Origin of the sequence: Variovorax sp. E3, from assembly GCF_016082275.1 — a bacterium.
Lineage (GTDB): Bacteria > Pseudomonadota > Gammaproteobacteria > Burkholderiales > Burkholderiaceae_C > Variovorax.
This window is the reverse complement of the sequence record NZ_MOWM01000181.1, coordinates 1-14,209: the sequence shown is the minus strand read 5'-3', so window position 1 is coordinate 14,209 and position 14,209 is coordinate 1. Positions and strand designations below refer to the sequence as shown.

At 65.6% G+C, this 14,209-nt stretch carries 16 protein-coding genes and 2 pseudogenes; 16 read left to right on the top strand and 2 right to left on the bottom strand.

Features of this window, described 5'->3' with window-relative positions; translation table 11 throughout:
- Positions 1 to 2: 2 nt before the first annotated feature.
- From trbD to BMG07_RS35575, 15 genes and pseudogenes are all read left to right on the top strand, one after another.
- The gene (trbD, locus tag BMG07_RS35645) at positions 3 to 206 is read left to right on the top strand and encodes a conjugal transfer protein TrbD (protein WP_307867241.1); all 204 of its coding nucleotides are present in this window, start codon (positions 3 to 5) and stop codon (positions 204 to 206) included.
- Positions 203 to 2,761: a VirB4 family type IV secretion/conjugal transfer ATPase gene (locus BMG07_RS35640; protein WP_011114047.1), complete on the top strand. Its 2,559-nt coding sequence runs from the start codon at positions 203 to 205 to the stop codon at positions 2,759 to 2,761. The genes trbD and BMG07_RS35640 overlap by 4 nt, the downstream gene beginning before the upstream one ends.
- On the top strand, positions 2,758 to 3,540 hold the full coding sequence (locus tag BMG07_RS35635) for a conjugal transfer protein TrbF (protein WP_006122481.1): 783 nt from the start codon (positions 2,758 to 2,760) through the stop codon (positions 3,538 to 3,540). The genes BMG07_RS35640 and BMG07_RS35635 overlap by 4 nt, the downstream gene beginning before the upstream one ends.
- 17 nt (positions 3,541 to 3,557) lie before the next feature.
- A complete protein-coding gene (gene trbG, locus BMG07_RS35630; RefSeq protein WP_006122480.1) occupies positions 3,558 to 4,457 on the top strand; it encodes a P-type conjugative transfer protein TrbG in 900 nt (299 codons plus the stop codon).
- Between the two features lie 2 nt (positions 4,458 to 4,459).
- A pseudogene (locus BMG07_RS44465) lies at positions 4,460 to 4,947 on the top strand (conjugal transfer protein TrbH).
- Between the two features lie 4 nt (positions 4,948 to 4,951).
- Positions 4,952 to 6,372 (top strand): annotated as a pseudogene (locus tag BMG07_RS44460) (TrbI/VirB10 family protein).
- A gap of 20 nt (positions 6,373 to 6,392) precedes the next feature.
- Entirely contained in the window at positions 6,393 to 7,157 is a 765-nt protein-coding gene (trbJ, locus tag BMG07_RS35615) for a P-type conjugative transfer protein TrbJ (RefSeq protein WP_010890135.1), read from the top strand.
- 33 nt (positions 7,158 to 7,190) lie between these two features.
- Positions 7,191 to 7,394 carry an entry exclusion lipoprotein TrbK gene (trbK, locus tag BMG07_RS35610; protein ID WP_020206002.1) on the top strand — a complete coding sequence of 68 codons (204 nt, stop codon included), beginning with the start codon at positions 7,191 to 7,193 and terminating at the stop codon, positions 7,392 to 7,394.
- A 10-nt stretch (positions 7,395 to 7,404) separates the two neighbouring features.
- Positions 7,405 to 9,120 (top strand): P-type conjugative transfer protein TrbL, encoded by a 1,716-nt coding sequence (trbL, locus tag BMG07_RS35605; protein WP_269759724.1) that lies wholly within the window; start codon positions 7,405 to 7,407, stop codon positions 9,118 to 9,120.
- A 17-nt stretch (positions 9,121 to 9,137) separates the two neighbouring features.
- Positions 9,138 to 9,725: a TrbM/KikA/MpfK family conjugal transfer protein gene (locus BMG07_RS35600; RefSeq protein WP_010890138.1), complete on the top strand. Its 588-nt coding sequence runs from the start codon at positions 9,138 to 9,140 to the stop codon at positions 9,723 to 9,725.
- A gap of 13 nt (positions 9,726 to 9,738) precedes the next feature.
- Entirely contained in the window at positions 9,739 to 10,374 is a 636-nt protein-coding gene (locus tag BMG07_RS35595; protein WP_011114052.1) for a transglycosylase SLT domain-containing protein, read from the top strand.
- 28 nt (positions 10,375 to 10,402) lie between these two features.
- Positions 10,403 to 10,669, top strand: coding sequence for a hypothetical protein (locus BMG07_RS35590; protein ID WP_010890140.1), 267 nt, complete (start codon positions 10,403 to 10,405; stop codon positions 10,667 to 10,669).
- Positions 10,669 to 11,367: a TraX family protein gene (locus BMG07_RS35585; RefSeq protein ID WP_011114053.1), complete on the top strand. Its 699-nt coding sequence runs from the start codon at positions 10,669 to 10,671 to the stop codon at positions 11,365 to 11,367. Before BMG07_RS35590 ends, BMG07_RS35585 begins: the two co-directional genes overlap by 1 nt.
- A gap of 15 nt (positions 11,368 to 11,382) precedes the next feature.
- Entirely contained in the window at positions 11,383 to 11,814 is a 432-nt protein-coding gene (locus tag BMG07_RS35580; protein WP_198088452.1) for an OmpA family protein, read from the top strand.
- 154 nt (positions 11,815 to 11,968) lie between these two features.
- A complete protein-coding gene (locus BMG07_RS35575; RefSeq protein WP_011178411.1) occupies positions 11,969 to 12,643 on the top strand; it encodes a DNA methylase in 675 nt (224 codons plus the stop codon).
- Position 12,644: 1 nt separating this feature from the next.
- On the opposite strand, the gene BMG07_RS35570 is transcribed toward BMG07_RS35575, so the two are convergent.
- Complete coding sequence (locus BMG07_RS35570; protein ID WP_011178412.1) at positions 12,645 to 13,304, bottom strand: recombinase family protein; 660 nt, start codon at positions 13,302 to 13,304, stop codon at positions 12,645 to 12,647.
- A 281-nt stretch (positions 13,305 to 13,585) separates the two neighbouring features.
- Positions 13,586 to 14,020, bottom strand: coding sequence for an Hg(II)-responsive transcriptional regulator (gene merR, locus BMG07_RS35565; RefSeq protein ID WP_005798840.1), 435 nt, complete (start codon positions 14,018 to 14,020; stop codon positions 13,586 to 13,588).
- A 71-nt stretch (positions 14,021 to 14,091) separates the two neighbouring features.
- Between merR and BMG07_RS35560 the strand changes: the two genes are divergently transcribed.
- The coding region (locus BMG07_RS35560) for a mercuric transporter MerT family protein (protein ID WP_269759726.1) at positions 14,092 to 14,209 on the top strand (118 nt) is incomplete at its 3' end.

The window sequence follows — 14,209 nt, the reverse complement described above, 5'->3', positions numbered from 1 at the left end:
TGATTTTCAGCGCCCAAGAAGTGAGGGCAACGGTGTTCGGCATCGCCTTGTGGTTCGGCGCGCTCTTCGCGCTGCGCCTCATGGCGAAGGCCGATCCGAAGCTGCGACACGTGTACCTGCGGCACCGCCGGTACAAGCCGTACTACCCGGCTCGCAGCACGCCCTTCCGTGACAACACGCCGAGTCAAGGGAAGCAATACAAATGATCGAAGCAATCGCAATTGCCATTGCTGTGCTCGGTGCGGTTCTGTTGCTCATCCTCTTTGCCCGCATCCGGGCTGTCGATGCCGAGCTGAAGCTCAAGAAGCATCGCGCCAAGGATGCCGGCCTGGCCGATCTGCTCAATTACGCCGCCGTGGTCGATGACGGCGTGATCGTGGGCAAGAACGGCTCCTTTATGGCCGCCTGGCTGTACAAGGGTGATGACAACGCCAGCAGCACCGAGGAACAGCGGGAAATGGTGTCGTTCCGCATCAACCAGGCCCTGGCGGGCCTGGGGAACGGCTGGATGGTGCATGTCGATGCTGTGCGTCGGCCTGCGCCGAACTACTCGGAGCGGGGCGTGTCATCGTTCCCCGACTCCGTTTCCTTCGCCATTGACGAGGAACGCCGGCGCTTGTTCGAGGGCCTGGGCGCGATGTTCGAGGGCTACTTTGTCCTGACCGTCACGTGGTTCCCGCCAGTGCTGGCCCAGCGCAAGTTTGTCGAACTCATGTTCGATGACGATGCGGTGGCTCCCGACCATACGGCGCGCACTACGGGCCTGATTGCGCAGTTCAAGCGCGAGATCACCAGCCTGGAATCGCGCCTGTCCTCGGCGGTCAAGATGACGCGCCTGCGCGGCCAAAAAGTCGTGTCGGAAGAGGGCAGGGAAGTCACGCACGATGACTTCCTGAGCTGGTTGCAGTTCTGCGTGACGGGCCTCCATCACCCGGTCATGCTGCCCAGCAATCCGATGTACCTCGATGCGGTAATCGGCGGGCAAGAGCTGTGGGGCGGCGTCGTGCCCAAGATCGGGCGCAAGTTCATCCAGGTGGTCGCCATCGAAGGCTTCCCCTTGGAGTCAACGCCTGGGGTGCTCTCGGCCCTGGCCGAGCTGCCCAGCGAATACCGCTGGTCGAGCCGCTTCATCTTCATGGATCAGCACGAGTCCTTGAAGCACCTGGACAAGTTCCGCAAGAAGTGGAAGCAGAAGATTCGCGGCTTCTTCGATCAGGTGTTCAACACGAATACCGGCTCGATCAACCAGGACGCGGCCGCGATGGTCGGCGACGCCGAGGCGGCCATCGCCGAGGTCAACAGCGGCTTGGTGGCGGCCGGCTACTACACCAGCGTAGTCGTGCTGATGGACGAGGATCGGGAGCGCCTGGCGGCCTCCGCGCTCCTGGTCGAGAAGGCCGTCAACCGCCTGGCCTTCGCGGCCCGTATCGAGACGATCAACACGCTCGATGCGTACCTGGGCAGCTTGCCCGGCCACGGCGTCGAGAACGTGCGCCGGCCGCTCATCAACACGATGAACCTGGCCGACCTGCTGCCGACAAGCTCGATCTGGACGGGCAGCGCCACGGCTCCGTGCCCGATGTACCCGCCGCTGTCGCCGGCGCTCATGCACTGCGTGACGGTGGGCGCTACGCCGTTCCGCCTGAACCTGCACGTGCGCGACCTGGGCCACACCTTCATGTTCGGCCCGACCGGCGCAGGCAAATCGACGCACCTGGGCATCATCGCCGCGCAGCTCCGTCGCTACGCCGGCATGTCGATCTACGCCTTCGACAAGGGCATGTCGATGTACCCACTCGCGGCCGGCATCCGCGCGGCCACGAAGGGCAAGAGCGGCCTGCATTTCACGGTGGCCGCCGACGATGACCGCCTGGCGTTCTGCCCGCTCCAGTTCCTCGAAACGAAGGGGGATAGGGCCTGGGCGATGGAGTGGATCGACACCATCCTGGCGTTGAACGGCGTCAACACCACGCCGGCGCAGCGCAACGAGATCGGCAACGCGATCATGAGCATGCACGCCAGCGGCGCGCGCACGCTCTCCGAGTTCTCGGTGACGATTCAGGACGAGGCGATCCGCGAGGCCATCAAGCAGTACACGGTGGACGGCTCGATGGGCCACCTGCTCGACGCCGAAGAGGACGGCCTGTCGCTGTCCGACTTCACGGTGTTCGAGATCGAAGAGCTGATGAACCTGGGCGAGAAGTTCGCGCTGCCGGTGCTGCTCTACCTGTTCCGCCGCATCGAGCGCGCACTGAAAGGCCAGCCCTCCGTCATCATCCTGGACGAAGCCTGGTTGATGCTGGGCCACCCCGCGTTCCGCGCCAAGATCAGGGAATGGCTCAAGGTGCTGCGCAAGGCCAACTGCCTTGTGCTGATGGCGACGCAAAGCCTCTCCGACGCGGCCAACTCGGGCATCTTGGACGTGATCGTGGAATCGACCGCGACCAAGATTTTCCTGCCTAACGTCTACGCCAGGGATGAGGACACATCGGCGCTCTATCGCCGTATGGGCCTCAACGCGCGTCAGATCGAAATCCTGGCGACTGCCATTCCGAAGCGTCAGTACTACTACGTCTCGGAGAACGGCCGCCGTCTCTATGACCTTGCCCTGGGGCCGATGGCCCTGGCCTTCGTCGGTGCGTCCGACAAGGAATCGGTCGCCACCATCAAGAGCCTCGAAGCCAAGTTCGGCCACGAATGGGTGCATGAGTGGCTGGCCGGCCGTGGGCTGAATCTCAACGACTACCTGGAGGCCGCATGAGCATCGCCGACACCCTCAAGGGCTTGATCTTCAAGAAGCCCGCCAACTCCGCCGAGCCGCGCGATCCGCGCCGCTCGAAGGAACCGCTCGCCGGCGGCCGCCGTGCGGGCGAGGCCGAGAACCCCTACCTGGCCGCGCGCCGCACCTGGAACGATCACGTGGGCGGCGTCGTCTCGCAGCGCCAAACCTGGCAGGTGATAGGCATCCTGTCGCTGTTGATCGCGCTGGCCGGCGTGGGTGGCGTGATCCACATCGGCAGCCAGTCGAAGTTCATCCCCTACGTGGTCGAGGTGGACAAGCTGGGCCAGACGGTGGCCGCCGGCCCGGTGCAGGCCGCAGGGAAGGCCGATCCGCGTGTCATCCACGCCGCCGTTGCGGACTGGATGAGCTGCGCGCGCATGGTGTCGCCTGACGTGGCCTTGCAGCGCAAGTGCGTGTTCAAGGCGTACTCGATGCTCGCCCCCAACGATCCGGCGACGCCAAAGATGAACGAGTGGTTGAACGGCACGCCCGATTCCAGCCCGTTCAAGCGCGCCGAGAAGGAAATGGTCAGCGTCGAGATCAAGACCGTCATCCCGCAAACGCCCGACACCTGGCAAGTCGAGTGGGTGGAAACCACGCGCGACCGCCAAGGCACGCTGAAAGGTCAGCCCGTCACCTGGCGCGCGCTCGTGACTACCTACATCGCCGAGGTCACGCCCAACACCACCGATGAGCAACTGCGGAACAACCCGTTGAGCATCTACGTGCGTGATTACTCCTGGTCCCGCATCCAATGAATTCGAGGTCATCCACCATGAAGAAAACCCTCTCCGCTTTGATCGTGGGCGCTGCTGTGGCGGTGCCCTCCCTGGCTCTGGCCGCCCCTGGCGACGACATTGCCGACAAGTATTTCAACAAGACCAACCCGACGCTGACCGCTCAAGAGCGCGCGGCGCTCGCCATCGCCAAACGGTGGGAAGCGGGGTCGGCGACCGGCATCAAGCCGGTGGCCGGCTCGGGCGGTGCCATCAAGTTCGTGTACGGCGCGCAGCAGCCGAGCATCGTTTGCGCGGTGCTCCAGGTGTGCGACGTGGCCTTGCAGCCCGGCGAACAAGTGAACTCGATCAACCTGGGCGACACGGCCAGGTGGACGGTGGAACCGGCCATCACCGGCAGCGGCGCGACCGAGGTTCAGCACCTCATCATCAAGCCGATGGACGTGGGCCTCGAAACCAGCCTGGTTGTGACCACGAACCGCCGCAGCTACCACTTCCGCCTGCGCTCGCATCGCACCGAGTACATGCCGCAAGTCTCGTTCACGTACCCCGAGGAAGCGCAAGCCAAGTGGGACGCGATCCAGCGCCGCGAGAAGCAGGAACGCACCGACAACACCCTGCCGGCGACGGGCGAGTACCTGGGCGATCTCTCGTTCGACTATGAGCTGTCCGGGTCGGCGAGCTGGAAGCCTGTGCGCGTCTACAACGATGGCCGCAAGACCATCATCGAAATGCCCGGCACGATGCAGCAGACCGAAGCGCCGACGCTCCTGGTCGTGCGCAAAGAGGGCGGCTTGTTCACCGACGACGAAACGGTGCTGGTCAATTACCGCGTGCAGGGCAATCGCTACATCGTGGACACGGTGTTTGACCGCGCGATCCTGATTGCCGGTGTTGGCAGTAGCCAAGACCGCGTGACCATCAGCCGGAGGAAGTGACCATGCGCAAGATCGTCTCTCTCGCGCTGCTCGCCCTCGCCCTGGGCCTCGGCGGCTGCGCAACCACCAGCCAGTACGGCAACTTCGTCCAGTCGGCCGCGCTCGATCAGCAGAAGCTCGCCACCGACGCGGTGCAGCAGCTCGCCACGCTGTACGCGCCGGCGCGCACGCGCCTGGAGCTGCAACAGCCGACGCCCGATCCGTTCGGCCAGGCGCTCGTCAAGTCGCTGCGCGACAAGGGCTATGCCCTCCTGGAGTACGCCCCGGCCGGCGCTTCCACGCAGGCCCCGGCCTCGGCGGCATCGCAGGCGAGCGCACCGGCCACCACGGCCGCGTCGGGCGGCCTGCCGTTGCGCTACGTGCTCGACCAGGCTGGCGACTCGAACCTGTACCGCCTGACCTTGATGGTCGGCAATCAATCCATCACCCGCCCTTACCTGGCGCAAAACGGCACGTTCGCGCGGCCGGGTACTGGGTGCGCAAGGAGTGACGCCATGACAGAAAACGCCGATCAGATGGCACCTGACGCTTCGCCTGGCGAAGTGTCCAAGAAGGCGGGCGTCCGTCGCGTCAACAACATGCCCATGTACATCCTCGGCGGCGTCCTGCTGTCGTTCGTGCTGGTCATGGCCCTGGTCGCGGCGGATCGCGCGGCCAAGCAGAACGCGCCGGCGGACGGCCCCAAGGAGAAGGCCGGCAACACGTCGATGTTCGCCAAGGAGATCGCAGGCGACAAGACCGGCGGCTTGATCGAGCCGGCAAGCCCGCTCAAGGTGCCCGACATGCCGACCGGCCCGGCGTCGGCTCCGCTGGAGATCGCGCGGCCGTCCAACCCGGACGCGCCGCCGGCCCCGCCGGCCAACCCCGGCAACCCGGGCCAGCCGGTGAACGACGACGAGGCCCAGCGCATCCGCATGGCGAAGATGCAGATGTTCGGCGAAGCCGTGAAGGCCAAGACCACCGTGCGCGTGGATGCCCCGCGTAGCAACGGCTCCGCGCCGGGTGGCCCGAGCACCTACACCGGCACGCCGCAGACGCGCGATGAAATGCTGAACCGCATCGCAGCGGTGCAGCAGCAAATCGACGCGCAGCGCAGCAACGATCCGACCGCCGCCTATCAAGCACGCCTGGCGCAGATTCGCGGCATGGGCGTCGGTGGTGGCGGCGCGGCTCCGGCCGCCGGCGGCATGGGCGCGGGCGGTGCGCCGCAGCTCCTGCAAACCTCGACCAGCGGCGGCGGGCGCAACAGCATGGCGCAGTTCGGCCAAGGTGGGCAGGGCGACCGCTGGAAGCTGGATTCGCAGCCGGAAGCGCCGCGCACACCGTTCGAGCTGCGCGCGGGCTTCGTCGTGCCGGCCACGCTCATTTCGGGCATCAACTCCGATCTGCCGGGCCAAATCATGGCCCAGGTCGCGCAGGACGTGTACGACACACCGACCGGCAAGCACCTGTTGATCCCGCAGGGATCGCGCCTCGTCGGCTCGTATTCGAGCGACGTGCCTACGGCCAAGCGCGCGTGCTGGTTGCGTGGCAACGCATCGTGTTCCCCGATGGCAAGGCGATGGACATTGGCGCGATGCCAGGCGCGGACAGCGCGGGATACGCGGGCTTCCACGACCAGGTGAACAACCACTATGTGCGCCTGTTCGGCTCGGCCTTCCTCATGTCCGGCGTGACAGCAGGCATCACCTACAGCCAACGCCAGAACCAGGCCACAAACACCTATGGCGCACCGAGCGCCAGCAGTGCCCTAAGCGAAGCCCTCGGCCAGCAGCTCGGCCAGGTTACGGCGCAACTCATCGCCAAGAACCTGAGCATTTCGCCGACGCTGGAAATTCGGCCGGGGTATCGCTTCAACGTCGTGGTCACGAAGGACATGACGTTTTCCAAGCCGTACCGTTCCTTCGATTACTAACGCCATAGGAGAAAAGCACCATGAAGCCGAAGTTTTTAGCCGCTAAATTGGCCCTCGTCATTGCTGTTTCGAGCACGCTGGCGGTCACACCTGTGCAGGCTGGCATCCCCGTCATCGACGGCACCAACCTGTCGCAGAACATCATGACGGCCATCGAATCGGTGGCCCAGACGCTCAAGCAAATTGAGCAGTACAGCACCCAGCTCCAGCAGTATCAAAACCAACTCCAGAACACGATGGCCCCGGCCGCGTATATCTGGGATCAGGCGCAATCGACCATCAACGGGTTGATGAACGCGGTCAACACGCTGGATTACTACAAGACCCAACTCGGCAGCCTGGACAGCTACATCGGCAAGTTCCAGGACGTGAACTACTACAAGAACTCGCCGTGCTTTACGGCGGCAGGGTGCTCCGACGCGGAACGCGCAGCACTTCGGAATGTGGCCCAGCTCGCGAGCGAGTCGCAGAAGAAGGCCAACGATGCCTTGTTCAAGGGCCTCGATAGGCAGCAAACGAATCTCACGGCCGATGCAGCGACGTTGCAGCGTCTTCAATCGGCAGCGCAGGGCGCGCAGGGCCAAATGCAGGCCATCGGCTACGCCAACCAGCTCGCCAGCCAGCAGGCCAACCAGCTCTTGCAGATTCGTGGCCTGCTGATCGCGCAGCAGAACGCGATGGCAACCAAGATGCAGGCCGACGCCGACAAGGAAGCCCAGCAGGCGGCAGCGGCCGCACAACTGCGCCAGGGCAGCTACCGGGCCAGCCCGGCGCGCACCTGGTAAGGGGGATTCATGAAAGCAATCAAGGCTCTGTCCTTGGCCTCGGCCGCCCTCGTGGCGGCCTTGGTCGCCGGCTGCGACAACAAGCCGGCCACGGCCCCCATGCCGGAAGTGAACGACGAGAACTGCAAGCCCGAGAACATCGCCAAGATCGAGGACAAGGGCGTCCAGCAGGCTTTTTCGTCGCTGTGCTTGCGTCGTGGTGGGGATTTCAAGCCCAGCCCGAAACGCGAATGGTGAGGTGCTGACGATGAGAATGCCAGCCAATCTAAAAACCCTCGCCCTGCCGCTGTTCGTCTGGCTGGCGTTCTTCGCGGTCGATGCCCACGCGGCCATCGACAACGCCGGCGTGTTCGATAGCGTGCTGGATCGCTACCAGGCCGCCGCGAGCGGCTGGGCCGGTGTCATCACCACGGCCGCAACCTGGCTCTTCTGGACGCTGGTTGTGATCTCGATGGTCTGGACGTTCGGCATGATGGCCTTGCGCAAGGCCGACATTGGCGAGTTCTTCGCGGAGTTCGTCCGCTTCACGATCTTTACCGGCTTCTTCTGGTGGGCGCTAACCAACGGCCCTAACTTCGCCTCGTCCATCTATGCGTCGTTGCGGCAGCTCGCCGGCAACGCGACGGGCCTGGGCAATGCTCTGTCGCCCTCGGGCATCGTGGACGTGGGCTTTGCGATCTTCGACAAGGTGATGGATCAGTCCTCGGTGTGGTCGCCGGTGGACAGCATGGCCGGCATCCTCATGGCCGTGGCGATCCTGGTCATCCTGGCCCTGGTCGGTGTGAATATGCTTCTGCTGCTCGCGTCGGGCTGGGTGCTCGCCTACGGCGGCGTGTTCTTCCTCGGCTTCGGTGGTTCGCGCTGGACTTCCGACATGGCGATCAACTACTACAAGGTCGTCCTGGGCGTGGCCGCGCAGCTCTTCGCAATGGTGCTCCTGGTGGGCATCGGCAAGACCTTCCTCGATGACTACTACTCGCGCATGAGCGCCGGCATCAGCCTCAAGGAAATGGGCGTGATGCTGATCGTCGTCATCATCCTCTTGGCGTTGGTCAACAAGATTCCGCCGCTCATCGCCGGGATCATCACCGGCGCGAGCGTGGGCGGTGCCGGCATCGGCCAGTTCGGTGCAGGTGCTGCGTTGGGTGCCGCAGGCATGGCAGCAGCAGCGGCCGCGACCGGCGGCGCCGCTCTGGCCGCCGGCGCAGCCTCGGCCGCCGGTGGTGCCTCTGCCGTCATGGCCGCCTTCTCGAGGCCAATGAGAACGTGTCGGCAGGCACGGACGTTATGTCGGCCTTCTCGGGCGGCGGCAGCTCGGGCGGCGGTGCGGGCGGCGGCGGCGACGCCGGCACCGGCAGCACGCCCTTCGCTCAGGCTGCGGGCTTTAGCGGCAGCTCCGGCGGTGGCTCTTCGTCGGGTGGCGGCAGCCCCTCGACCGGCAGCAGCTCGGGCAGCTCGAAGGGCGGCGATAAGGGCGGCGGCAAAGCCGACGCGGCGGCCAGGGCAGCAGCTCGACGGCCAGCACCGGCAGCAGTGCCGACAAGGCCGCCAAGAACGAACCCAAGCCCGCCGGCGGGGCAGGGCAAGGGCAGCAGGCCGCACCGGGCAGCACCGGCCCCGGCTTGCTCGCATCGGCCGCATCGGCCCTCGCACGGCCGGCCGCATCGCCGCCGACGCCGGCGCGAACTTGGCGAAGGGAACCGCCGATGTTGCCAAGGCCAAAGCCGCGAGCCTGCGCGAAGCCGCAGCCGAGCGGATCGCCGACACCACTGGCGGAAAGATCGCCGCCGCGATCAAGGCGCAAGGAAGCGGCACGGCCGAGAACATCGACGTGCCCGACCAGCAGCCCGCGCCGAGCTTCGGCGACAACAGCCTGGCAGGCGGCCCTGCCGATGCCGATCCCGAGTCCGAAGTAGCTGCGTTCGCCAACCGCGAGCAAGGCCGCGACGGCACAACTGCGTAACCAAGGAGAGTCCAACCATGAAGAAGAAACTGTTTGCCCTGGCCGCCCTCGTGGCAGCCCTCGGATCGACCGCCGGCACGGCCAGCGCGCAAGACGTGCTGACCGGCGACACGCGCCTGGCCTGCGAGGCGATCCTGTGCCTGTCGTCGGGCACGCGCCCGAGCGAATGCACGCCGTCGCTGTCGCGGTACTTCAACATCACGAAGCGCAAGCTGTCGGACACGATCCGCGCCCGCCTGAACTTCCTCCAGCTTTGCCCGGTGGCGAGCCAGACGCCGGAAATGCAGTCGCTCGTGTCGGCGATCTCGCGCGGCGCTGGCCGTTGCGACGCGCAGTCGCTGAACTCGACGTTGGTGATGTGGACGGGCGGCTACGACGATGGGCGCACGTACATCAGCAACCAGTTGCCTGACTACTGCGGGGCCTACACCGGCCACGCCTACACCGACTTCGCCAGCAGCGGCACGCTGCCGCGCTATGTCGGGACGCCAGAGCGGGGCGGGTATTGGGTCGAAGCGCGCGACTATGACCGCGCCTTGGCCGAGTACAACGAACGCATCCGGCGCGAGGACGAAGAGCGCCGCCGTCAGTCCTGGCTGAACTGAGGGAGGGGAGGGCATGCCGTTCTTCGCCGATCTGCCGCCGCAGCTCCAGGAGCGCGTCGTCTGCTCGATCTCGGCCGCCGTCAAGTACGAGGTGCCGGTCAACATCGTGTTGGCCGTCGCCGAGAAAGAGGGCGGCAAGCCGGGCCAGTGGGTGCGCAACTCGAATGGCACGCATGACGTTGGCCCGATGCAGTTCAACACCGCGTACCTGGGCGACCTGGCCCGATACGGCATCACGGCGAACGATGTGGCGGCTGCCGGCTGCTACTCGTTCGACCTGGCCGCCTGGCGGCTGCGGATGCACATCCGCAACGACAAGGGCGACCTCTGGACGAAGGCGGCGAACTACCACTCGCGCACGCCGCAGTACAACGCGGTGTACCGGGCCGACTTGATGCGCAAGGCGTCGAAGTGGGCCGATTGGCTCGAAGCTCGGTTCGTCACGCTTGACGTGACGAAGGCCGGGGCCACGCCCTCGACGCCCAGCCAGCCCGCGACGGTGGCCCAGCGGGCGACGCCGGCGGCCAGGCCGGCACCAGCACCCCAGCAGGCCGCCCCAGCGGCCGCAGCAGCTCGCAGCGTGTCGGTGGCCGGCTACGTGCCCCGCACGGTGTCTTTCAACACTTCACGCGAGGGGTCGGCCGAGTAGGCCGGCTCTTCCGATTTAGCGGCTAAACATGGACAAATTCCACGCCTTCATGATGCGGTACACGCTGGGCGTCGGCCGGTTGCTTCAAGCCTATTGCAAGTGGGCGGAAGGGCAGGCCAAGAACCAGCTCGATTTGCTTCTGCTGGGCCTCGGCCCGATCTTCGCCTTGGGCCTTCTGCTGTGGGCGCTGCCGGCGTGGATCGGCAAGCCCATCGCCTTCGTGCTCTCACTGCCAGCGCTCTACATCATCTTCCTGGTGCTGCGCGCCTACGCGATTCGCGGGGGCCGGCGCTGATGAAGGCCCTGCGGATTCCTGATGGAACCGTCGAAGCGTTGAAGTGGCTCGCACTGGTTCTCATGACCGGCGATCACGTCAACAAGTACCTGTTCAACGCGACGCTGCCGGTGCTGTTCGAGGCCGGCCGCGTGGCGCTCCCCCTTTTCGTGTTCGTCCTGGCCTACAACCTGGCCCGGCCGGGCACGCTCGAACGCGGCGTGTACGGCCGCACCATGTCGCGCCTGGCGATGTTCGGCGCGCTGGCCTCCGTGCCCTTCGTGGCCCTCGGCGGCCTGTACGCCGGTTGGTGGCCGCTCAACGTGATGTTCACGCTGCTGGTCGTCACGGCCACGGCTTACCTGGTCGAACGTGGCGGCAAGCTGCACCTGGCGGCCGCCGGCGTGGTGTTCCTGGTCGGCGGCAGCTCGGTCGAATATTGGTGGCCGGCCGTGGCTTTCGGCCTGGCGGTGTGGTCGTACACGCGCCGGCCGAGCTGGGCCGCCGCGGCGGTCGCGGTGCTGGCCTGCGCGGCCCTGTGGTTCGTCAATCGCAACCTGTGGGCCTTGGCAGCCCTGCCGGTGCTCTTCCTGGCCTCGCGGGTGGATGTGCGCGTGCCGCGCCTGCGCTGGGCCTTCTACGCCTATTACCCGCTGCACCTGGCCTCGCTCTGGTTGATCCGCATCCCCATGAGCAAGGCCGGCTACCTGTTCTTCTGATTGGAGTCCTGCCCCATGCGAAAACCCGTTCTTCTGGCCCTCTCTCTGGCGTTCCTGGTCAGCGCGCAAAGCGCACTGGCCGCCGGCGACGCCGGCAACTTCGGCACGCCGATCAAGTCCGGCGTATCGGTGTCCTTCCCCGACAGCAGCGCGACATTCGAGCCGACGCCAGAGGCCCTGGAGCTGCTGGCCGACGCTAGGAATGCGGCGATCATCTACATCAGCGGGCGCACCAGCACACTACGGCCCAGCGCGGCCGATGAGGCCCTTGCACTACGCCGTGCGCTCTCGGCCAGGTCGTACTTGGTGGCGCGCGGCGTCTCGCCGCTCAAGATCATGGTGAACTTCGCATCGGCCGCCGATTTCGTGGCAGACAACTCGACGGCCGAGGGCCGGCGCGAGAACCAGCGCGTGGACATTGAGGTGGTCTACATCCCCACCTACTGAGCGATCCGGCATCGCCATTCCTGGCGGTGCTGCAGGTCGCTCCAGCAGCTTCGCATCGTCGGCTCTGACGATGCAGGCCCGGCCGGCTTCCCTTGACAGCATCGCCATTTCTGACGATGCTGGCCAAGTCCCGATTTACTCCAGGAAGAAGGCCATGAGATACCCCGGCGGCAAGGGCGGTGCCGGCGTCTACCAGACGATCATCAACAACATCCCGCCTCACGACACGTACATCGAAACGCACCTGGGCGGCGGCAACATCCTGGAGCGCAAGCGGCCCGCTGCCCGCAGCGTCGGCATCGACGTTGATCCCGAGGTGATCGAGGTCTGGCAGCAGCTCGACGTGCCCGGCCTGGAGCTGCACCACGGCGACGCCGTGGCCTGGCTGGAGTCCCACCAGTTCACCGGCTCCGAGTTCGTCTACGCCGATCCGCCCTACGTGATGGACAGCCGGCGCGGCGGCAAGCTATACCGCCACGAATACGACGACGCCGACCACGTGCGGCTGCTCGACGTGCTGGCCGGCTTGCCGTGCGCGGTGATGGTGTCGGGCTACAGCTCAACGATCTATGACAGCTCTCCCTTGGCGTCATGGAGAACCATCGACTTCAACGCGATGACGCGCGGCGGCATCGCTATCGAACGGCTGTGGATGAACTACCCCGAGCCGGCCGAGCTGCACGATCTGCGCTACCTCGGCAGCAACTTCCGCGAGCGCGAGCGCATCAAGCGGAAGAAAGCCCGCTGGCAAGCGAAGCTCGCCAAGCTCGATCCGCTGGAGCGGGCGGCGATCATGGAATGCCTGCGCGAGCTGGAGGCGGCCGAGTAGGTCACGCCTGCGCCTGGTTGTGCAGCGCCCATACGCGCTTGACCTGGCTTTCACTGCACCCGGCCAGCCTGGCCGTCTCTGGAATGCTGTGGCCTGCGCTGCGCAGCGCCACGATGCGTTCATGCACCTTTGTGTTGGCCTTGCGGCCGGTGTAGCGGCCGGCGTCCTTCGCCAGCTCGACGCCCTGCCGCTGCCGCTCGCGGCGATCCTCGTAGTCGTCGCGGGCCATCTGCAACGCCAGCTTCAAAAGCATGTCCTGGATCGACTCCAGCACCACCTTTGCCACGCCCTTCGCCTCGGCGGCCAGGTCGGATAGATCGACCACGCCAGGGACAGCCAGGCGCGCGCCCTGGGCGCGGATCGAGGCCACGAGGCGTTCGGCCTCGGGCAGCGGCAGGCGGCTGATGCGGTCGATCTTCTCCGCAACGACGACTTCACCGGGTTGCAGGTCGCCGATCATGCGCAGCAGCTCGGCGCGATCGGCGCGAGCGCCCGAAGCCTTCTCGCGGTAGATGCCGGCGACGTAGAAGCCGGCGGCCCTGGTGCTCTCCACGATGGCGGCCTGCCTGGTCAAGTCCTGCTCGTCGGTGCTGACGCGCAAGTAGATGCGCGCGACCTTGAAAGCGACGCCGGCGGCCTGGTGCTCGGTCGGCGTCCGCATGATGCGGTCGGCACCTTCGACCAGGCCATCGCCGCCGACGCGCAGCGGTGGCGTCTTGGCGAGCGCCTGGCGCGCTGCGCGTGACTGGCGCGGCATGGCCGCAATCTGTGTTTCCTGGGCGGTGCGCGGCGTGATGATCGCGCTGCGCTTCGCCTTGGTCTTGTGTCATTTTCAGAAGGCGATAGCACGAATTATCAAAAGTCGGCCGCACGGTTTTTTCTGACGGTTGACGTCACCTCAGAAAACGGAAAATAAAGCACGCTTAGGCGTAGTTCCCTTGGCTACACCGCGTCGGTACTGCGCGGTTCTTTCTTCCCTTGCAGTGAAGCAATCAGCGGGCAAGAAACATTCCCCTGCCGCAGGTGGCAGGCACACACAAGTTCGGAAAGCACCGACTCCATACGCGCCAAGTCAGTCATTTTTTCGCGCACGTCCTTGAGCTTGTGCTCGGCCAGACTACTGGCTTCCTCGCAATGGGTGCCATCCTCCAGCCGCAGCAGTTCGGCTATTTCATCCAGACTGAAGCCCAGCCGCTGGGCTGATTTCACGAACCGCACCCGCGTTACATCCGCCTCGCCATAGCGGCGGATGCTGCCGTAAGGCTTGTCCGGCTCCGGCAACAAGCCCTTGCGCTGATAGAACCGGATGGTCTCTACGTTGACCCCGGCCGCCTTGGCGAAAACGCCGATGGTCAGATTTTCCAAATTGTTTTCCATATTGCTTGACTCCGTACATGACTACGGAAGTAAGGTTACGCTATCCAATTTAAATTCGAAAGGACACGCGCATGTCTGAACCACAAAACGGGCGCGGGGCGCTCTTCGCCGGCGGGCTGGCTGCCATCCTCGCCTCGGCCTGCTGCCTGGGGCCGCTGGTTCTGGTCACCTTGGGGTTCAGCGGCGCTT